Raw genomic sequence first — 20,684 nt, 5'->3', positions numbered from 1 at the left:
CCATGCCCCTGCTCGTCGCCATCGGCGGCGCGGTTCTCCTCGCCGTCGTCCTCGTCCTGTTCGTACTGTCCCGGATCAAGGTGGCCGGGCCGAACCAGGCGTTCATCGTCACCGGCCGCAAGGGCCGCACCACCCAGACCGCCGACGGCGGCCGGGCCACCGACATGTCCGGGCAGAAGGTCGTGCTCGGCGCCTCGGTGTTCGTCCTGCCGGTGGTGCAGAAGCTCCAGTCGCTCGACCTGTCCAGCCGCCGGATCGACGTCAGCATCCGGGGCGCGGTGAGCAAGCAGGGCATCCGCACCGAGCTGCACGGCGTCGCGATCGTCAAGGTCGGCGGCACCGAGGACGCGATCCGCGCCGCCGCCCAGCGCTTCCTGAACCAGCAGGAAGAGATCGACAACTTCACCCGTGAGGTGCTGGCCGGCGCGCTGCGCTCGATCGTCGGGCGGCTCACCGTCGAGGAGATCATCCGGGACCGGGCGGCGTTCGCCAGCGCAGTCGCCGAGGAGGCCGAGCACTCGATGACCAACCAGGGGCTGGTGCTCGACACGTTCCAGCTCCAGGACATCCTGGCCGAGGGCTCCTACCTGCAGGACCTGGGGCGGCCGGAGGCGGCCCGGGTGCTCAAGGACGCAGCCATCGCCGAGGCGCGGGCCCGCCAGCAGGCCGAGCAGGAGCGGCTGCTCGCCGAGGAGGCGATCGCCGAGGCGAACCGGAACCTGTCGCTCAAGCAGGCCGGCATCCAGGCCGAGATCGACGCGGCCAAGGCGAGGTCGGCGGCGGCCGGGCCGCTCGCCCAGGCCGAGCGGGACCAGGCGATCCTCTCCGAGCAGCAGAAGGTGGCCGAGCGCAACGCCGAGCTGAAGCAGCGCCAGCTCGACACCGAGGTCCGCAAGCCGGCCGACGCGGCCCGGTACAAGGTCGAGCAGGAGGCCGAGGCGGCCCGCAACGCGGCGGTACTCAACGCCGACGCGCAGCGGCAGGCGACCATCGCCGCCGCGCAGGCCTCCGCCGAGCAGGCCCGCCTCACGGGTGAGGGCGAGCGGGCCCGCCGGGCCGCGCTGGCCGAGGCGAACGCGATCGAGGGCGCCAAGGAGGGCGAGGCGGAGCAGCGCCGGCGTTCCGCGATCGCCGAGGCGGTCGAGCGGGAGGGCCAGGCCGAGGCCGCGGCCATCCTGGCGAAGGGTCAGGCCGAGGCCGACGCGATGGCCCGCAAGGCCGAGGCGTTCGCCGCGTACGGCGAGGCGGCCGTCCTGGACCTGCTGGTCAAGGTGCTGCCCGAGGTGGTCGGCGCGGCCAGCGCCCCGATCGGCGCGATCGACAAGATGACGGTGATCTCCACCGACGGCGCGTCGTCGCTGACCAAGTCGGTGGCCGGGAACGTCGCCCAGGGTCTCCAGCTCGGCAGCGACCTCACCGGCATCGACCTGGCCGGGCTGCTGGCGCGGCTGGGCAGCAACGCGCAGCACAACGGCAAGAACACGGTGGACGGCAGCACCGTCAGCTCGTGACGAACGACGGCGCCCGCCGGATCTCCCCTCGGGGAGCCGGCGGGCGCCGTTTCGGTGTGGCGGGTCAGAGCGCGGTGAAGACGAACTTCTCGCCGGTGCTCAGGCCCAGGGTCTCGCTGTCCCAGTCGATAACGCGGCTCGCGATGAGCTGGCTGCCCCCGGTGGCGCCGGCGGTGACGGCCTTGCCGTTGGCGTTCGCCCGCAGGTAGACCGAGCCGTCAGTGTTGTAGTCGAGGAAGTCGAATACCTCCCAGGCGTCGATCACGGTGGCCTTGGCGATCAGTGCCCGGTTGCCGCCGGCATCGGCCGTGACGAACTGGTTGTTGGCCAGCGCGCGCAGGGCGAAGAATCCGTCGCCCACGCTGACGACCTCGTACTTCTCCCAGGCCCCGACGGTCGCGGACCGGGCGATCAGGGGCCGGGTGCCGCCGCTCTCGGTGGTCACGTAGTTGCCGTTGGCCACCGCCTTGATGCCGACCACCGGGGCCGCCGCGTCGAAGTCGAACTTCTCCGCCGCACCGATTGTGGTCTTGCTGGCGATCAACGGGTTGGTGGTGTTCGAGGCGGTGACGTACTTGCCGTTGGTGACGGCCTTCAGGCTGACCGAGCCGTCGGCGTTCGTGACGATCTGGAACTTCTCCCAGTCGCCGATCGCGGCGGACCGGGCGATCAGCGGCCGGTTGCCGCCGCTCTCGGCGGTGACGAACAGGTTGTTCGTCAGGGCACGCAGGCCGTAGTAGCCGTCGCCGGCGTCCACCACGTCGTACCGCTCCCAGGCGCCGACCTCGGTGCCGCGGGCGATCAGCGGCCGGTTGCCGCCGCTCTCCGCCGTCACGTACAGGCCGTTGCCGCGGGCCTTGAGGCCGTACGACTCGCGCGCCACCACCGCGTCGCCGACGTGCAGCAGCCGGTCGGGCGAGCCCATGGTGTCGTGCACCGCGCCGCTGACGCTCGTGCCCACGATCGAGTCGCGCACCTGCTGCGGGGTCCAGCCCGGGTGCGTTTCCAGCACCAGCGCCGCGGCGCCCGCGACGTGCGGGGAGGCCATCGACGTGCCGTTCATCGTCTCCGTACCGGTGGGGGTGCCGGCCTTGGCCGAGACGATGCCGGTGCCGGGCGCGAAGGTGTCCAGGCAGGTGCCGTAGTTGGAGAACCAGGCCCGGAAGTCGATCTGGTCGGTGGCGCCGACGGTGATGGCCGCGGGCACCTGCGCCGGTGAGTCGCCGCAGGCGTCCTGCATGCTGTTGCCGGCCGCGACGGCGTAGGTGATGCCGGAGGCGATGGAGCGGGCGACCGCGTCGTTCACCGCCTGGTCGATGCCCCCGAAGCCGAGGCTCATGTTGGCCACGGACGGCCCGGTGGCGTGCGAGGTGACCCAGTCGATGCCGGCGAGCACCTGCTCGCTGCTGCCGCCGCCGTCGCAGTCGAGCACCCGCACGGCGACGAGCGCGACCTCCTTGGCGACCCCGTACTTCGTGCCGCCGATCGTGCCGGCCACGTGCGTGCCGTGCCCGTCGCAGTCCTGCGCCACGTCGTCGGACTCCACCGCGTCGTAGCCGTTGCTGGCCCGGCCGCCGAAGTCCTCGTGGTCGATGTCGATGCCGGTGTCGATGACGTAGGCGGTCACTCCGGCGCCGGTCGCCGGGTAGGTGTACTTCCCGTCGGTCTTCGGCCGGGCCTGGTCGATCCGGTCCAGCCCCCACGGCGGGGTGGTCTGGGTGCCGGTGGCCTGGTAGCGCTGGACCTGCTGCACGTAGGCGACGTCCGGGTCAGCGGCGACGCGCTCCGCCTGCCGGCGGTCCATGCCGGCGGAGTAGCCGGACAGCGCCTTGCCGAACACCCGCCGCACCGAGCCGCCGTGCTCGGCGGCGAGGGCCGACGCGGTGGACTTCACCTTGGCGGGGCCGGCCTTGCCGTCCTTGAGGACGACGATGTAGCGACCGGGTACCGCCTGGGCGGTGTCGGCGCCCCGGACCGGGGCGCGCTTCGGGCCGGCCGGGTCGGCCGAGGCGGGGCCGCCTGCGGCGGCGACGATGATGGAGGTGGCGGAGGTGAGGGCTAACCCCACCAGCGCGGAGCGGCGCAGCGCGCCATGGCGTGACACTGAATGGTCTCCCCGTGTCCAGCGGCCGTCCCTTGGGGACGGGCGGATGTGATCAGGACAGCCGCGCCCGTCGATCCGGGCGGCTGATGATGATGACCATCATCATGCGCGAGACATCGACCGACACGCGTCAACCTTTCGGTCGACACGCCGGCGTATCGTCGTTGAGCGTCCCGGCGGGGATCAGCCGGTGATGCCCTCGTCGCGGGCCCAGCGCAGCAGCTCCGCCTCCGCCTCGTCGCGGTCCAGCGGCCCGCGCTCCAGGCGCAGTTCCTTGAGGTGCTGCCAGGCACGGCCGACCACCGGCCCCGGCGGTACGCCGAGCAACTCCATGATCGCGTTGCCGTCCAGGTCGGGCCGCACCCGGGCCAGGTCCTCCTCGGCGGCGATCCGGGCGATCCGCTCCTCCAGCGCGTCGTAGTCGGCCGCGAGCTGCGCCGCCTTGCGCCGGTTGCGGGTGGTGCAGTCGGAACGGGTCAGCTTGTGCAGGCGGGACAGCAGGTCACCGGCGTCGGTGACGTACCGGCGTACCGCCGAGTCGGTCCACTCGCCCCGGCCGTACCCGTAGAAGCGCAGGTGCAGGCCGACCAGCTTGACCACCTGAGAGGTGATCTCCTTGGAGTAGCGCATCGCCTTCATCCGGGCCTTGGTCAGCCGGGCCCCGACCACCTCGTGGTGGTGGAAGCTGACCCGGCCGTCCGCGCCGACCGCCTTGGTGGCCGGCTTGCCGATGTCGTGCATGAGCGCGGCCATCCGCAGCACGAAGTCGCAGCCGTCGGACTCCAGCGACATGGCGTTGCTGACCACCGTGAGCGTGTGCTCGTAGACGTCCTTGTGCTGGGCGTGCTCGTCGATGGTGAGCTTCAGGCCGGTCAGCTCCGGCAGGAAGCGCTCGGCCAGGCCGGTGTCGACGAGCAGCCGCAGCCCGGTGATCGGGTCGGCGCCGCAGAGCAGCTTGGTGAACTCGTCCCGGATCCGCTCGGCGGTGATCCGGTCCAGGTCGCCGGCCATCGCGGTCATCGCCTCGCGGACGTCCGGGTGGACGGCGAAGCGGAGCTGGGCGGCGAACCGGGCCGCGCGCAGCATCCGCAGGGGGTCGTCGCGGAACGACTCCTGCGGCGTGCCGGGAGTACGAATGATCTTGGCGGCCAGGTCGGCCAGCCCGCCGTACGGGTCGGTGAACCGGTGGTCGGGCAGGCTGACCGCCATCGCGTTGACTGTGAAGTCACGGCGCTTCAGGTCTTCGGTCAGGCTGGTGCCGTACTGCACCACCGGGTTGCGGCTGACCTGGTCGTAGACCTCGGCCCGGAAGGTCGTGATCTCCAGGTTGAGGCCGTCGCGCTGGCAGGCGATGGTGCCGAACTCGCGCCCGGTCTCCCAGATCGACTCCGCCCAGCCACGGATGACCTTGACCGTCTCGTCCGGGTGGGCGTCGGTGCAGAAGTCGAGGTCGTTGCCGAGCCGGCCGAGCAGCGCGTCGCGGACGGATCCGCCCACCAGGTGCAGTTCGTGACCGGCCTGGGCGAAGCGCCGGCCCAACTCGTCGGCGACCGGTGAGACTCGGAGCAGTTCGGCGACGGCGTTGCGCTGCGCGGCGGTCAGTTCGCGGCGGTCGGCGGCGTGGGAGGCGGAGGCTTCGGACATGGGATCGCCAGCCTATCGGGCCGGGGGTGGATCGACCGCGCCGGGCGCGGGTAACGGGCGGAGGTTGACTAAGGTTCCGGTTGGGCGGGGCCGGCCGGACCCGGTTGCGACGTACCCCTTGGAGGCTGGCAGATGAGCGGCGGGCTCTACCGCAGCGCGAACGCGTCCGGCGGCGGCCTGCCGCCGGACGACGGCGCCACCTTCATCTCCGCCGAGCCGCTGAACCAGCCGGCCGCCGAGGCCGTCGCGCCGCCGCAGGAGGTGGTCGCCGAGACCAGCGCCGCGGCGAACAGCGCGGTGATGGCCGTCGGCAGCCTGGTGAGCCGGGGTACGGGCTTCATCCGCAACCTGATGATCGGCGCCGCGCTCGGCACCATGGTCGGCGACGCGTTCACCACCGCCCAGTTCCTGCCCAACCAGGTGTACGAGTTCCTGCTCGGCGGCGTGCTGACGAGCGTCCTGGTGCCGGTGCTGGTGCGCCGTCGCAAGATTGACGCGGACCGGGGCGAGGCGTACGCGCAGCGCCTGCTCACCCTCGCCGTGCTGGCCCTGGCCGCGACCGCGCTGATCGCCGTGGTGCTGGCCCCGGTGCTGACCGCCCTGTACGCGGCCGGCAGCGACGATCCGGCGTACACCACGCTCGTCACCCGGCTGTCCTACCTGATGCTGCCGATGCTGTTCTTCACCGGCATCAGCGCGTTGATCGCCGCGGTGCTGAACACCCGGGGGCACTTCGCCGCCCCGATGTGGGCGCCGATCCTCAACAACATCGTCTCCATCGGCACGTTCGGCCTGTACATCGTCGTCTACAGCGCGAAGGCGCTGCCGCCCGGCGAGGTGGGCTGGGACCGGATCCTGCTGGTCGGCGGCGGCACGCTGCTGGGCGTGGCGGTGCAGGCGATCGGCCTGCTGCCGGCGCTGCGCAAGGTCGGCTTCCGGTGGAAGCCGCGGTTCGACTTCCGGGAGCTGGGGCTGCGCGAGCTGGCCCGGCTCGGCGCCTGGATGTTCTGCTACGTCGCGGTCAACCAGCTCGGCCTGTTCGTGGTGGTCAACCTGCTCAACCGGGCCACCGGCGGCGACGGCGAGAACGCCGGCCTGCTGATCTACAACAACGTATTCCTGCTGCTGATGATGGCGCACGGCATCATCGCGGTCTCGATCATCACCGCGCTGATGCCCCGGATGAGCGCGGCGGCGGCCGAGAACCGGTTCCACGACGTCACCGCCGACCTGTCCCGGGGTACCCGGATGGTCACCGCGGTGCTCGCGCCCATCGCGGTCTGCTACGCGGTGCTGGCCGCCCCGATCTCGGTGGTGGTGTTCCGGTACGGCGCGTTCACCGGCGACAACGCGGTGGCCACCTCGACCGTGCTGCTGGTGGCGGCGATCGGCCTGGTGCCGTTCGCGGTCAGTCAGCTGTTCACCTTCGCGTTCTACGCGCTGCCGGACACCCGTACCCCGGCGCTGATCAACATTCCGGTGGTGGCGCTGCGCGTCCTGCTCCAGGTGGGCCTGTTCCTGATCTTCTCGAACACGTTCGCGGCGGCCGGGATGATGCTCGGCAACGCCGTGTCGTACCTGGCGGCGGCGATCATCTCGGCGATGCTGCTGCGGCCCCGGGTGGGCCGGATCGGGCTGGGCGGGATCATGCGCACGCTCGGCCGGGTGGTCGTGGCGGCGCTCGGCGCCGCGCTGGTCGGCCTGCTGGTGGTGGCGGTGCTCCCCGGCGACCCGGCGGACCTGAGCTGGCTCGCCGCGGCGGTCCAGTTGGTGATCGGTGGCGCGGCGATCGGCGTGACCTACCTCGGGCTCGCCATGGTGCTGCGGATCAGCGAGATCACCGAGGTTGTCGGGATGGTCCGGCGGCGCCTCGGGCGTTGACCCCTCGGTGACCGACGGTGAACGAGGATCACCAGCCTGGGGATACGGCTGTGGATAACTTGGAATTCCCCCGTCCACTGGGCCTCTCGGCCTGTGGACAACCAACCGTACGGACGAGGGAGCGCAGGCCGGAGTGGGGGAAACCATCCGGGCGGCACACCGGTACGCCCCTGTGCCGCCTCCTTGCCGTCAACCTCTAGATTGGCGGTGCGTGTCCGGCTCGCCTGCCGGGTGGGCGGGCGGCCCGGCCGGGGCCCGTGGTTGTCTGGCCTTCCGGCCGGTCACAGCGGGAAGATGACATGTCGGAGAACCGGGCATCCCGGGTAAGGTCGCTCTCGACGGGTACGACCGGGATCGACGCGGGTGTCGAGTCGGCCGGCCGTTCCACCGAAGGCAGAGCGGGAAGCCACATGCCCAGCAGCACGGGTCCATCGATCGACACGATCACCGAGGGAGGACGGGTGACCCAGGTCGGCGAGGGTCAGGAAGCGGAGGAGACCTCTCCTGCGGTCGTGACCTTCGGTGCTCCCACGGTCGGTGAGCTGCTCGCCGAGCGGTACGAGCTGGTCGAGCACATCAACAACGACAGCGCCGGCCGGCTGGTCTGGCGCGGCGTCGACGTCGTGCTCCGCCGTCCCGTCGCGGTGGTCCTCCGCTACCCGGGTGGCGACTCCGCCGCCGAGATGCTTCAGGCCGCGGTCGCCGCGAGCCGCGTCATCCACCCCAACCTGGTCGGCGTCTACGACGCGATCGACGAGGACGACCGTGCCTACGTGGTCCGCGAATGGGTCGACGGGCAGTCGCTGCGCGAGCTGGTCGCCGCCGACGGGCCGCTCGACCCGGCCCGGGCCACGGCGATCGGCAACGCCGCCGCGAGCGCCCTCGCCGCCGTGCACGCCACCGGCATGGTGCACGGCAACGTGCACCCCGGCACCGTGATGATCAGCGACGACGGCCGGGTGGTCCTTGCCGACGCGCGTACCGACGGGGCGGACAGCCAGCAGAACGACCTGCGCGCGGTCGGCGGAGTGCTCTACTTCGCGCTGACCGGGCACTGGCCGCACGGCGAGGCCCCGCTGCACGGCGCCACCGCCGGGCACGGTCGCGCCGCCCTGCCGGACGCGGTCCGGGACGCCGCCGGGGCCATCGCCGCGCCCCGGCAGGTGCGTGCCGGCGTGCCGGCCTACCTCGACGACCTGACCATGGACCTGCTCGACCAGGAGATCGACCCGCCGGCGTCGGACGTGCTCGCCGCCGAGCTGAGCCGGCTCGACATCCCGGCCGACGAGCAGTTCCTGGAGCAGGCCGGGCCGCTGCGTTTCACCGCCGAGCCCGGCGAGGAGCCCTCGCCGCTGGCCGCGGCCGGCGGGCGCAAGGTCGCCATCGGCATCGCCGGCCTGCTGGCTGTCGCTCTGGTCGGGCTGCTCATCGGCATCAACGCGCTCGGCGGCGGTGACGACGGCGACAAGGAGCCGGTCGCCCAGCCGTCGAACAGCGCACCGGCCGCCACCGGTGGTGGCGCCGAGCCCGCCGCGCAGGTCCGCAAGCTCACCATCCAGGACGTCCGGATCATCGACCCGGACGGCGACCGGGCCGAGGTGCGCAACGCCGAGAAGGTCATGGACGGGGACGACGACGAGGGCTGGGAGACCAACACCTACCGGACGAACGCCAAGTTCGGCGGCATCAAGAAGGGCATGGGCGTCTGGATCGACCTGGGCGCCCCGCACACGATCAAGCAGCTGGAGGCGACGCTGTCGGCCACCGGAGCCACTGTCGAGCTGCGTACCGGCGCCCGCGGCGACTTCCCGTCCACCTCCGCCGGCGACAAGCAGCTGGTGAACGCCTACTCCACAGTGATCGGGTCGGCGAACGAGAACGGCGGCACGAAGATGATCTTCGACGCCTTCCAGCCGGACCAGAAGTACCAGTACCTCCTCTTCTGGATCACCAAGCTGCCGGTGAAGGACAACGGCACCACCTGGAAGCTCGGCGTCCAGGAGATCACGGTCCAGGGCTCGTGACCCGTCGGCCGCGCCCGCCGCGCCACCTCCGCCGGATGTGGTGATGGCGGATCGCGGCGGGCGTACCCCGGACGCGGCCACCGGCGTCGGCCCGCAGCCCGGCCGCTCCGACCTGGATCTGCTCCGGGCCCACGTGGCGGGCGACCGGGACGCCTTCACCGAGCTGTTCCAGCGGCACCGCGACCGGCTCTGGGCGGTCGCCCTGCGCACGATCGGCGACCGTGAGGAGGCCGCCGACGCCCTCCAGGACGCCATGCTCTCCGCCCACCGCGCCGCCGCCCGGTTCCGGGGCGACTCGGCGGTCACCACCTGGATGCACCGGATCGTGGTGAACGCCTGCCTGGACCGGATCCGGCGGCGGCAGACCCACGCCACCGTCCCGCTGCCGGACGGGATGCACACCGACGGCGAACCGGGCCGGCACACCGGCGGACGGGAACCGGCCGCGCCGACCCGCGACCACGACACCGCGCTCGTGGTCCGGCAGGCTCTCGCGGCGTTGCCCGCCGAACAGCGGGCCGCGCTGGTCCTGGTGGACGTGCAGGGCTATCCGGTGGCCGAGGTGGCACTGATGCTCGGCGTCGCCGAGGGAACTGTGAAGAGCCGGTGCGCCCGGGGCCGGGCGCGGCTCGCCGTCCTGCTCGGGCACCTGCGGACCGGCTCCGACTCCCCCGCGGCCGACGTGCCGCGGGTCACCTCCGGGAACCGGCGGGGCCCCGAGGGCGTCGGATCCTCGTCGGGAGCGTCCCGTCAGGCCGTCAGCCAGGAGGAGCCGTGACTTCCCGGGAGTTCAGCGAGGTCGACCACGACCTGCTCGCCGACTACCTCGGCGGGGCGCTGGACGGCACCCCCGAGCAGGCGACAGTGGCCCGGCTGGTCGAGCAGGACCCGGCGTGGCGGGTCGCGTACGAGACGCTCGCCGAGGCGGTCGACCTGGTGCACGCCGACCTGGCCGGCTGGACGGCGGCACCCGCGCCGCAGATGCCGGTGGCGGTGACCGACCGGATCACGGCGGCGCTCGCCGGTGCCGGGCCCGCGCCCGGTCCGGCCGCGCCGCGCGACGGTACGCCCGTCGTACCGGCCCAGGCCGGCGGCACGTCCCGCCCGCCCGGCGCCGCGTCGCGTCCCGAACGGCACAGCGGCCCGGGTCGTCGTCCCCGGCGCTGGGCCCGGATCGCCGGCCCGGTGGCCCTGGCCGCGGCCTCGGTCGCGGCGGTCGGGCTCGGTGTCGGCCGGCTGGCCGGCCCGGGCGACGGCGGCACGGCCGACCGGGCGGCGCCGATGGCCGCAGCGCCGTACCGGACCACCGGACCGGCGTTGAGCAGCGGCACCGACTGGACACCGGAACGCCTCGCCGCCGACCGGGTGCCCGCCGGGGCGAAGTCGATGCCGCAGCCGGACATGGCCGGTCCGTCCGGCGCGGGACGGGAGAACGGCCCGGAGACGCCCCTCGCCAGCGACAGGTACCGCGTCGGCGTCGTGCTCGATCTGGAGCGGCTGGCCCGGCCGGAGGCGCTCGCCGCGTGTCTCACCGCGATCGGCGCGGAGCACGGCGACACCCCGCTCACCGTCAGCATGATCGACTACGCCCGGTACCAGGGCGTTCCGGCGCTCGTGGTGACGTTCGCGGATGCGACCGGCGCCCGCTGGGGCTGGGCGAGCGGGCCGGAGTGCGGCGTACCCGGGTCCGGCGCGGACACGCGCTTCCGTACGCGGGTAGGGTGAAAACGCGGTCATCACGCGTGTCCCGCCACGTGACCTGACCCACCGGATGACCGGCTCGGGAATCCCCGCTTCGTACGATGACGTTCTGCAAGTCAGGCGCCGGCGCCGCTGAGCCGTCGGCACTCGGGATCGACATCGGTGCGGCCGGTGACGAACACACACATCGGGAGACGGCAGTGGACGAGGTCCGCAACCTGATCATCATCGGCTCCGGTCCGGCCGGCTACACGGCCGCGGTCTACGCGGCACGCGCCAACCTGAAGCCGCTGGTGATCGAGGGCGTGCAGTCGGGTGGCGCGCTGATGACCACCACCGAGGTGGAGAACTTCCCCGGTTTCGCCGACGGCATCCTCGGCCCCGAGCTGATGGACAACATGCGTAAGCAGGCCGAGCGTTTCGGCGCCGAGTTCCTCACCGACGACGTGACCCGGGTCGAGCTGAAGGACACCGGCGAGATCGGCTCCGACGCGGTGAGCACCGTCTGGGTGGGCGAGACCGAGTACCGCGCCCGCGCCGTCATCCTCTCCACCGGCTCCGCCTGGCGGCCGCTCGGTGTGCCGGGCGAGCAGGAATACCTGGGCCACGGGGTGTCGTCCTGCGCCACCTGTGACGGCTTCTTCTTCCGCAACCAGCACATCGTGGTGGTCGGCGGCGGCGACTCGGCGATGGAGGAGGCCAGCTTCCTCACCCGCTTCGCCGAGTCGGTGACCATCATCCACCGCCGCGACTCCTTCCGCGCCAGCAAGATCATGGCGGACCGGGCGCTGGGCAACGAGAAGATCAAGGTCGAGTGGAACTCCACGGTCGAGGAGATCCTCGGCGACGACGGCAAGGTCAACGGCGTGCGGGTACGCAACGTGCACACCGGCGAGAGCAAGGTGCTCGACGTCACCGGCGTCTTCGTGGCGATCGGTCACGACCCGCGCAGCGAGCTGTTCCGTGGTCAGGTGGGGCTCGACGACGAGGGGTACGTGAAGGTCGAGGCGCCGAGCACCCGTACCAGCGTGCCGGGCGTGTTCGCGGCCGGTGACGTGGTCGACCACACCTACCGCCAGGCCATCACGGCGGCCGGCACCGGCTGTGCCGCCGCGCTGGACGCCGAGCGCTTCATCGCCACCATCCAGGGCTGAGAGTTCGACGAGCAAGGTTCGGAGGAGGAGAGTTCATAGTGGGAGCAACCAAGGCGGTCACTGACGCGAGTTTCGTCAGCGACGTGCTGCAGTCCGACAAGCCGGTTCTGGTCGACTTCTGGGCGGAGTGGTGCGGCCCGTGCCGCAAGGTCTCGCCGCTGCTGGAGGAGATCGCCGGCGAAATGAAGGACCAGGTCACCATCGTCAAGCTCAACATCGACGAGAACCCGGAGACGGCGCGCGCCTACCGGGTGATGTCGGTGCCGACGCTGACGATCTTCAAGAACGGCCAGCCCGTGCAGTCGATCGCCGGCGCCAAGCCGAAGGGCGAGTTGCTCAAGCTCATCGAGTCGGCGCTCTGAGTCGTACCGACAGCGCCAGAACCCCCGTCATCCCGCCCGGGTGACGGGGGTTCCGCCTTTCCTGACCTGCATGAACACGAACCCGTTGGGTACCGGTCACGGTACGCTCCGTAAGCATCTCGTCGGAGTTCCGGTCCTGCCAACGTCCGTGCATAGGGGGTCGTCGTGCATCCGATCCGACCCGGTGACCAGGGACCGGCGGTGGCCGAGATCCGTACCGTCCTCGTCGGCCTGGAGCTTCTTCCCGCCGACAGCGCGGGCGACGACTACGACACCGAGACCGAACGCGCGGTCCGGGCGTTCCAGCAGTCCCGCGGCCTCAGCGTCGACGGGCGCGTCGGCGCCGAGACCTGGCGGGCGCTGGACGCGGCCCGCTGGCGGTTCGGGGCCCGCGCGCTGTTCCACGCCGTCCCCGAGCCGATCACCGGCGAGGACGTCCGCTCGCTCCAGGAACGCCTGCTGGAGATGGGGTACGACGTGGGACGCGCCGACGCCATCTACGGCATCCGCACCTCCCGCGCGGTCGCCCAGTTCCAGCGGGAGATGGGGCTGAAACCGGACGGGTCGTGCGGGCCGCACACCGTCAACGCGCTGCGCCGCCTCGGCCGCAAGGTGGTCGGCGGGCGCCCGCAGTGGCTGCGCGAGTCCGACGCCATCCGGCAGGCCGGACCGGAACTCGTCGGACGGACCGTGGTGATCGACCCGGGGCACGGGGGCACCGACCCGGGCGTGGTGGTGCCCGACGGCACGCTGCGCTGGACCGAGGCGGACCTCGTACACGACCTCGCCAGCCGGCTGGAGGGGCGGCTCGCCGCAGCCGGCGTACGCGTGCAGCTGACCCGGGGCCCCTCGCCCACGAGCTGCCTGCCCGACGCGGACCGGGCCCAGCTCGCCAACTCCCTCGGCGCCGACGTGTTCATCTCGCTGCACACCGACCACCACGCCAACCCGGCCGCCGAAGGGGTGGCCACCTACCACTACGGCACCGACAACGGCGTCACGTCGGCGACCGGCGAGCGCCTGGCCGGGCTGGTGCAGCGGGAGATCGTGGCCCGCACCGGGCTACGCGACTGCCACACCCACGCCAAGGCGTGGGAACTGCTCCGGCTCACCCGGATGCCCGCGGTACGCGTCGAGGTCGGCTACCTGACCTCACCGGAGGACCGGGCCCGGCTGGTCGACCCCCGGTTCCGGGACCGGGTCGCCGAGGCCATCGTCGCCGCGGTGCAGCGGATGTACCTGCCGATCGAGCGGGACGTGCCGACCGGCTCGATCGACGTGACCGAACTGCGGGCGGTACTCGCCGCCGGCACCGTCATCGACTGAGCCGCTCAGATGGCCGGCTGAGCCCGCTCAGCTGGTCGAGCGGGTGGCCGGCGCCGGGCGGACCGGCCGCAGCAGCGTCTCCGGGCTCATCGAGCCGAGCAGCTTCTCCAGCGCGTACTCCACGTCCGACTTCCAGCTCAGCGCCGTACGCAGCTCCAGCCGCAGGCGCGGGTAGCGCGGGTGCGGCCGGACCGTCTTGAAGCCCACCGAGAGGAAGAAGTCGGCCGGCGCCACGCAGGCGCGGGCCGGGTCGTCCGCGTCGTCGCCGAACTTGGCGTCCCCGAACGCCTCGATCGCCTTGATGCCGCGCTTCGTCAGGTCGCGGGCCACGCCCTGGACCAGCATCCGGCCCAGACCGCCGTCGGCGAACGCGGGCACCACGTGCGCCGTCATCAGCAGCGCCGCATCCGCCGAGACCGGCGACGTGGGAAACGCCATCGAGCGCGGGACGTACGCCGGCGGCGCGTACATGACGAACCCGGCCGGCATCCCGTCGACGTAGACGAGCTTGCCGCAGGAGCCCCACTCCAGCAGCGTCTGGGAGACCCACGCCTCCTTCTCCAGACCCGGGTCACCGGCCGCGCAGGCCCGCTCCGCGGAGACCGGATCCAGCTCCCAGTAGACGCAGCGCCGGCACGATCGAGGCAGGTCCTCCAGCGTGTCCAGGGTCAGGCTGACCAGACGTCGCGACATGAGCGCACCCCACCAATAGGCTCGGAGCGCCGGTGTGCCCCGCGCCCTCCTGCTCCCGACGAGCGATCGTACGCTTCCGCCCGGCGCTACGGGAGTGGACGCGCGAACCCCTGCCCGGAAGACGGACGGCCGGTCCGGGATGTGGACGTGTCCACACGGCGGGTACCGCTACCGTCACCACGGACTACGATCGACCAACCGGCCCTCGCCGCCAATGTCTGTCGGCATCGCGGGTACCACACCGGGCGGCAGCCCCGCCGACACCCGATCGAGGTGATGTCATGACCGGCACGACGCTCGACGACTACACCGACAGGTACGCCCGGCGCGTCCGCGGTATGACCGCCTCGGAGATCCGGGCGCTCTTCGCGGTGGCCAGCCGGCCGGAGGTCGTCTCGCTCGCCGGTGGGGCGCCCTACATCGCGGCGCTGCCGCTGGACGCGGTCGGCGAGATGCTCGGCCGGCTCGGCGCCGAACACGGGGCCACCACCCTCCAGTACGGCATCGGCCAGGGCACCCCGGAGCTGCGCGAGCGGATCTGCGAGGTGATGTCCCTCTCCGGCATCGACGCCTCCTGCGGCGCCTCCCCGGAGGACGTGGTGGTCACCGTCGGCGGCCAGCAGGCCCTCGACCTGGTGGCCCGGCTCTTCCTGGACCCGGGTGACGTGGTGCTCGCCGAGGGCCCGACGTACGTCGGCGCGCTCGGGGTGTTCCAGGCCGCCCAGGCCCAGGTCGCCCACGTGCCGATGGACGACGAGGGGCTCATCCCGGAGGCGCTGGAGGTGGCCATCGCCGACCTGGCCCGGGCCGGCCGGCGGGTGAAGTTCCTCTACACCATCCCCACCTACCAGAACCCCGCCGGCGTGACGCTGAGCGAGGAGCGGCGCGAGCGGGTGCTCGACATCTGCGAGCGCGCCGGGCTGCTGGTGGTGGAGGACGACCCGTACGGTCAGCTCGGTTTCTCCGGTGAGGCGCCCCGGCCGCTGCGGGCCCGGCGGCGCGACGGCGTCTTCTACCTGAGCACGTTCTCCAAGACCTTCGCGCCGGGACTGCGGGTGGGCTGGATCCTCGCCCCGCACGCGGTCCGCGACAAGCTGGTCATCGCCAGCGAGGCGCAGATCCTCTGCCCGAGCGCCTACGCGCAGTCGGCCGTCTCGACGTACCTCGGCACCATGCCGTGGCGGCAGCAGCTCAAGGTCTACCGCGAGGTCTACCGCGAGCGCCGGGACGCGCTGCTCGACGCGATGGCCGACCTGATGCCCGAGGGCACCACCTGGACCACACCGCGTGGTGGGCTGTTCGTCTGGGCGACGCTGCCCGACGGCCTCGACTCCAAGGCGATGATGCCGCGTGCGGTGGCCGCCCGCGTCGCCTACGTGCCGGGGACCGGCTTCTACGCCGACGGCACCGGCGCCGGGAACATGCGGCTCAACTTCTCCTTCCCGTCGCCGGAGCGGATCCGCGAGGGCGTCCGCCGGCTGGCCGGGGTGATGGAGCAGGAGATCGCCATGCGCAAGGTCTTCGGCGCGGTCGGCGGTGCCGGACCCCGCCGTCGCCAGGGCGGCTCGGACGCGCCCGGTCCCGACTTGGCATGATGCCCGCATGTCCGACAGCCCTGCCGCACCGCCTTCCGTGACCGGATCCGCCGTCGACGAGCTGCACGTGCTCGTGCTCGCCGGTGGCCTCTCCTACGAGCGGGACGTCTCGCTGCGGTCGGGCCGCCGGGTCCTCGACGCGCTGCGCGCGGTCGGCGTACAGGCGGAACTGCGCGACGCCGACGTGGCGTTGCTGCCCGCCCTGACCGCCGACCCGCCGGACGCGGTGGTGATCGCCCTGCACGGCGCCACCGGCGAGGACGGCTCGCTGCGCGGCGTACTCGACCTCTGGGACGTGCCCTACGTCGGCTGTGACGCCCGGTCCTCCCGGCTCGCCTGGGACAAGCCGTCGGCGAAGGCGGTGCTGCGCGAGGCGGGCATCCCCACGCCCGACTGGGTGGCGCTGCCGCACGACCGCTTCTCCGAACTGGGGGCGGTCGCCGTCCTGGACCGGATCGTGGACCGCCTCGGGCTGCCGTTGATGGTCAAGCCGGCGCAGGGCGGTTCCGGACTGGGCGCCGCCGTGGTCCGGGAGGCGGCGTCGCTGCCGGCCGCGATGGTCGGCTGTTTCGCGTACGACCAGACCGCGCTCGTGGAGCGCTACGTACCCGGGATGGACGTGGCAGTCTCCGTGCTCGACCTCGGCAAGGGCCCGCAGGCCCTACCCCCGGTCGAGATCGTGCCGCGCAACGGCGTCTACGACTACGCGGCCCGCTACACCGCCGGCCGCACCACCTGGCACGCGCCCGCCCGTCTCGACGCCGCGACGACCGCCCGGGTGACCGAGGTGGCGCTCGCCGCGCACACCGCGCTCGGCCTGCGCGACGTGTCCCGGGTCGACCTGATCGTCGACGCCGAGGGCCAGCCGCACGTGCTGGAAGTAAACGTCTCCCCGGGCATGACCGAGACGTCGCTGCTGCCGCTGGCGATCCAGGCGGCCGGGCTGGACTTCGGCCGGGTGCTCGGCACGCTCGTGACCCGGGCCGCCGCCCGCCATAGCTGAGGTCAGCCCTCCTGGGTACGCGCCGCCCGCGGCTCGTCGTCGTCCTCGGCCTCGGTCGCGTTAGCGGCGTCTTCAATCTCCTCCCACTCCTCCTGCTCCTCGGCCGCTTCGGGCCCGCCCTCGGGTTCCGGGTCTTCGGCCGACGGGCCCGCGGAGGGGCCTGAGACGTCCTGTGCCGCCTCGGACTCCGGGATCTCGTCCGCAGCCTCGATCACGGATGCGGGCTCGTCCTCGGGCTCCTCAGCGGCGTCCGCGGACTCGACCGGGGAGAAGCTCGACGGGGCCTGCCACTGGATGCGCGGCGGCTCGGCGAGCGGCCGGCCACCGAACTCGGCCAGCCACGCGGCGACCATGGCCAGATTCTCCCGCCACTTGCTCTCGGAGATCGGGGGCAGGATCGAGTCCCACAGCGACAGGAACGTGCCCCGCAACTGCAGTCGCCCGTACGGCCGGGCCAGGAACCACAGGTGCAGATGCGCGGAGCCGTCGCCCCACCGGTTCACGTGGACTCGGGCCACACCGTCGAGCGACCGGATGGCCCGCTCCAGGCGCACGGTCATCACGCCCAGCTCGGCGGCGAGCAGATTCGGCAGGTCGCCCAGATCCAGGTGGGAGCGGGACTCCAGGATCAGGACCATCGGCAGCCCGGTAGGCCGGTCCATGGCGCGGACCCGCCACCGCTCACCGACCCAGATGTACGCCTCGTCGGGCGCATTGCAGGCGGTGCACTCCCGATCCGCCTCACCACGGCGGGGAGGTTCGGACGGTACGGGCTCGTCGAGCTGCTTGACGCGAAGATCGCCCTCGAAGGGAAAGGACGGCCACTGGGTGAAGTCTGGAACTGAGGGAGGGGTGTCCGGCACGACGCTGACCCTAACCGAGTTGGCGACGCCTGTCCCTACCCGTTTCACTGGCCGCGCACAGGTTGTCCACCAGGTTGTCCACAGGGTGCCGAGATCACCAGTACGGTGCGTCATCCACTGCTCAGCAAGGGTTTCCGCGCTTTGTTTCACGTGAAACGAGACGAGCCTGTGGACAACTGCTGTGGATAACCGGAGGGCGTGTGGATCCGTTCTTCCAACGATCCGGGCGCTCGATCCGTACCGGGTTCGAGGGCGCATCTTCGCGGTCGGTTTCACGTGAAACGGCTGGGCGGTCGGGCCGCCCCGGTCAGTCGCACCGCGCCGGTCTTCGGTGATCCTGGTGCCGACGGTCTTCCTGGGGTCGGCTGTGCCGTCGGCGCGCTTGGGTCGCTGACTCGGGCCGGGCACCTAGCGGCTCCGGCGGCTCCGGCGGCTCCGGCGGCTCCGGCGGCTCCGGCGGCTCCGGCGGCTCCGGCGGCTCCGGCGGCTCCGGCGGCTCCGGCGGCTCCGGCGGCTCCGGCGGCTCCGGCGGCTCCGGCGGCTCCGGCGGCTCCGGCGGCTCCGGCGGCTCCGGCGGCTCCGGCGGCTCCGGCGAGCATCCCCGCGTTGGGCTCGCCGTACAAGGGGACGACGCGGCGCTCGTCCTCATCCGGCGCGCGGGGCGGGTGCGGACGTTGGCGACCCGTCGGGTGGGCGGGAGATCCGAGGAAGCGATCTCCTAGGCGGCCTGGCTCTGGTCCAAGCCACCGACACTGGCCATAGGGCGTGAGTGGAACGGCATGGGTGTCTCCGAGGCGTTTTGACACCCATGGTGTTCCACCCGGCTTCAGCACCGCTCCACGGGACGGCCGCGTGGGCGGCGAGCGCACAGCGACGGCGACAGCGACAGCGACAGCGACAGCGACGCATCCAACGATGGCGGTCGGCCCGTCTCCGAGAATTCGGCCACGCGGGCCAGCGCTCGACACGAGGGCGTCACCGCCGGCCGGACCGAGCCTTCCACTGCTCGACGGGCACCCCGTTTCACGTGAAACGCCGCCGCCCTATCGCCGCAAGCCTCGACCGTTCACCCGGCCTTCCAAGACGGGCAGGATTCCCGCAAGCGCAAGCCCCTCCCCGCGTCGCCGCCACTCAGCCGGCATCTTCTGGCGCTCGCTCGCCCCGTGTGGACGCCGTGAAGCCGCCAATCTTGGCCAACTGCCCGGCTGTGTGGCGGCTCCCTCCTTGACGGCGTCCCACGCCGACGTCGTTCAGACCGACCACTCCTCTGCCCGCCGAAGCGCACCGTCAGCACGCGGCGAGCGAGGCATCCAACGACGCTCGATCGTCAAGGACGCCAAACTCGACGGGACACGCAGTCCGACGTCGACGGTGACCAAACAGGTTGGCACGGAGTCATGGACCCCGACCCGCCGTCGGCGGTGAAGTCCCCACGGACACCGGCCACCGAGTCGCGTAGGGCGCGAGCGCGGTCGGCTACCCGGGCACCCCGGAGACCCGACAACAGCCCACCCGTCAATCGCGGCGGCCAGCATCGCGACGGGGGGAGCAGAACGACCGACTCTGAGTTCCGCCCGCCGCCTCAACCCGCCCGGCCACCCGCCGTCCTCGTTTCACGTGAAACGCGGACGGGCAACCGACGGCGGTCCCGGAACCGCCACACCCTCAGCGCGAATCGCGGAAGCCGGATCGCCCCGGACAACGTCCTGGAGAAACGAACCGGCCGCACCCCCTCGCGGGCGGTGCGGCCGGTCGTACAAGCCCTCGCGGCTACGCCTCGGGCCGCTCCTCCTCGCCCACGCCGATGATCCCGACGATCCGCTCCAGGTCGTCAACGGTGGCGAACTCGATCGTGATCTTCCCCTTGCTCCGGCCGATGTCGACCTTCACGCGGGTGTCGAACCGGTCCGAGAGCCGGTCCGCGAGATCGGTGAGCGCCGGGGCGTGCGGCTTCGGCCGGCGCTTCGCGGCAGCCGTCTTCGCCGGTTCCTCGGCGAGCGCCAGGTGCACGAGTTCCTCGGCGCCGCGTACCGAGATGCCTTCGGCGACGATCCGCTTGGCGAGCTGCTCCTGAGCCTCGGCGTCGTCGAGGCTGAGCAGTGCCCGGGCGTGGCCGGCGGAGAGCACCCCGGCGGCGACCCGGCGCTGCACCGCCGCCGGCAGGTTCATCAGCCGGATGGTGTTGGAGATCTGCGGGCGGCTGCGGCCGATCCGCCGGGCCAGCTCTTCGTGCGTGGCGCCGAACTCCTCCAGCAGCTGCTGGTAGGCGGCCGCCTCTTCCAGCGGGTTCAGGTTGGCGCGGTGGATGTTCTCCAGCAGCGCGTCCCGGAGCATCGCGTCGTCCTTGGTGTCCCGGACGATCGCGGGGATGGTTTCCCGGCCGACCGCCTGGGCGGCGCGCCAGCGCCGCTCACCCATGACGAGTTCGTACTTCTCGGTGTCGAGCTGGCGGACCACGATCGGCTGGAGGAAGCCGACCTCCTGGATCGAGGTCTTCAGCTCCTCCAGCGCCTCCTCGTCGAAGACGTGCCGGGGCTGCTTCGGGTTCGGCACGATGGCGTCGACCGGGATCTCGGCGAAGCGGGCGCCGGGCACCGGGCTCAGGTGCGACTCGGGCTCGGCAGCCGGAGGCGGGACGCTCCCCACCGCGCCGGTGATCGCGGCCGTCGCACCGGCTACGGGAGCCGACGTCGGGCCCACCGCCGCCTGCGACTCCGGCTCGGTGGACGCCGGGTCGGCACCCGGTGCCGGTCCGGTGGGGATGAGGGCGCCGAGCCCTCGGCCCAGCCCGCCGCGGGGACGGTTCTTCATGTGACGCCTCCC

At 72.3% G+C, this 20,684-nt stretch carries 15 protein-coding genes; 10 read left to right on the top strand and 5 right to left on the bottom strand.

Annotation, left to right across the window (positions count from 1 at the left end):
* Positions 1 to 2 precede the first annotated feature (2 nt).
* Positions 3 to 1,511, top strand: a complete 1,509-nt coding sequence (locus tag ACSDG8_RS17435; RefSeq protein WP_210895502.1) for a flotillin family protein — start codon at positions 3 to 5, stop codon at positions 1,509 to 1,511.
* A 64-nt stretch (positions 1,512 to 1,575) separates the two neighbouring features.
* On the opposite strand, the gene ACSDG8_RS17430 is transcribed toward ACSDG8_RS17435, so the two are convergent.
* Complete coding sequence (locus tag ACSDG8_RS17430; protein WP_210895503.1) at positions 1,576 to 3,615, bottom strand: S8 family serine peptidase; 2,040 nt, start codon at positions 3,613 to 3,615, stop codon at positions 1,576 to 1,578.
* 183 nt (positions 3,616 to 3,798) lie between these two features.
* A complete protein-coding gene (locus tag ACSDG8_RS17425; protein WP_210895504.1) occupies positions 3,799 to 5,259 on the bottom strand; it encodes a CCA tRNA nucleotidyltransferase in 1,461 nt (486 codons plus the stop codon).
* Between the two features lie 132 nt (positions 5,260 to 5,391).
* On the opposite strand from ACSDG8_RS17425, the gene murJ reads away from it, so the two are divergent.
* The 7 genes from murJ to ACSDG8_RS17390 all read left to right on the top strand — a co-directional run bounded on the left by murJ (position 5,392) and on the right by ACSDG8_RS17390 (position 13,707).
* Positions 5,392 to 7,140 carry a murein biosynthesis integral membrane protein MurJ gene (murJ, locus tag ACSDG8_RS17420; protein WP_210895505.1) on the top strand — a complete coding sequence of 583 codons (1,749 nt, stop codon included), beginning with the start codon at positions 5,392 to 5,394 and terminating at the stop codon, positions 7,138 to 7,140.
* Between the two features lie 410 nt (positions 7,141 to 7,550).
* Positions 7,551 to 9,164, top strand: a complete 1,614-nt coding sequence (locus ACSDG8_RS17415) for a protein kinase family protein (RefSeq protein ID WP_210895506.1) — start codon at positions 7,551 to 7,553, stop codon at positions 9,162 to 9,164.
* A gap of 37 nt (positions 9,165 to 9,201) precedes the next feature.
* On the top strand, positions 9,202 to 9,942 hold the full coding sequence (gene sigM / locus ACSDG8_RS17410; protein ID WP_374223499.1) for an RNA polymerase sigma factor SigM: 741 nt from the start codon (positions 9,202 to 9,204) through the stop codon (positions 9,940 to 9,942).
* Positions 9,939 to 10,889 carry a hypothetical protein gene (locus tag ACSDG8_RS17405; RefSeq protein ID WP_210895508.1) on the top strand — a complete coding sequence of 317 codons (951 nt, stop codon included), beginning with the start codon at positions 9,939 to 9,941 and terminating at the stop codon, positions 10,887 to 10,889. Before sigM ends, ACSDG8_RS17405 begins: the two co-directional genes overlap by 4 nt.
* Before the next feature lie 176 nt (positions 10,890 to 11,065).
* A complete protein-coding gene (gene trxB, locus ACSDG8_RS17400; protein ID WP_210895509.1) occupies positions 11,066 to 12,019 on the top strand; it encodes a thioredoxin-disulfide reductase in 954 nt (317 codons plus the stop codon).
* Positions 12,020 to 12,057: 38 nt separating this feature from the next.
* Positions 12,058 to 12,381 (top strand): thioredoxin, encoded by a 324-nt coding sequence (trxA, locus tag ACSDG8_RS17395; protein WP_030499495.1) that lies wholly within the window; start codon positions 12,058 to 12,060, stop codon positions 12,379 to 12,381.
* A 165-nt stretch (positions 12,382 to 12,546) separates the two neighbouring features.
* Positions 12,547 to 13,707 carry an N-acetylmuramoyl-L-alanine amidase gene (locus ACSDG8_RS17390; RefSeq protein WP_210895510.1) on the top strand — a complete coding sequence of 387 codons (1,161 nt, stop codon included), beginning with the start codon at positions 12,547 to 12,549 and terminating at the stop codon, positions 13,705 to 13,707.
* A 27-nt stretch (positions 13,708 to 13,734) separates the two neighbouring features.
* Here the strand turns inward: ACSDG8_RS17390 and ACSDG8_RS17385 are convergent, their stop codons facing one another.
* Complete coding sequence (locus tag ACSDG8_RS17385) at positions 13,735 to 14,400, bottom strand: hypothetical protein (protein WP_043327687.1); 666 nt, start codon at positions 14,398 to 14,400, stop codon at positions 13,735 to 13,737.
* A 281-nt stretch (positions 14,401 to 14,681) separates the two neighbouring features.
* Between ACSDG8_RS17385 and ACSDG8_RS17380 the strand changes: the two genes are divergently transcribed.
* Together ACSDG8_RS17380 and ACSDG8_RS17375 are read left to right on the top strand one after the other, a co-directional pair.
* Positions 14,682 to 15,995, top strand: coding sequence for a PLP-dependent aminotransferase family protein (locus ACSDG8_RS17380; protein ID WP_210895511.1), 1,314 nt, complete (start codon positions 14,682 to 14,684; stop codon positions 15,993 to 15,995).
* A 7-nt stretch (positions 15,996 to 16,002) separates the two neighbouring features.
* Positions 16,003 to 16,998: a D-alanine--D-alanine ligase family protein gene (locus ACSDG8_RS17375; protein ID WP_210895512.1), complete on the top strand. Its 996-nt coding sequence runs from the start codon at positions 16,003 to 16,005 to the stop codon at positions 16,996 to 16,998.
* Positions 16,999 to 17,000: 2 nt separating this feature from the next.
* Here ACSDG8_RS17375 and ACSDG8_RS17370 read toward each other — a convergent pair whose 3' ends face one another.
* Together ACSDG8_RS17370 and ACSDG8_RS17365 are read right to left on the bottom strand one after the other, a co-directional pair.
* Complete coding sequence (locus ACSDG8_RS17370; RefSeq protein ID WP_210895513.1) at positions 17,001 to 17,861, bottom strand: hypothetical protein; 861 nt, start codon at positions 17,859 to 17,861, stop codon at positions 17,001 to 17,003.
* Positions 17,862 to 19,631: 1,770 nt separating this feature from the next.
* On the bottom strand, positions 19,632 to 20,672 hold the full coding sequence (locus tag ACSDG8_RS17365) for a ParB/RepB/Spo0J family partition protein (protein WP_210895514.1): 1,041 nt from the start codon (positions 20,670 to 20,672) through the stop codon (positions 19,632 to 19,634).
* Between the last annotated feature and the right edge of the window lie 12 nt (positions 20,673 to 20,684).

Source organism: Micromonospora sp. LA-10 (assembly GCF_051853095.1).
Taxonomy (GTDB): domain Bacteria; phylum Actinomycetota; class Actinomycetes; order Mycobacteriales; family Micromonosporaceae; genus Micromonospora; species Micromonospora echinospora_A.
Note: the sequence above shows the minus strand (reverse complement) of the source record. Positions and strands in the feature narration are given on the sequence as shown.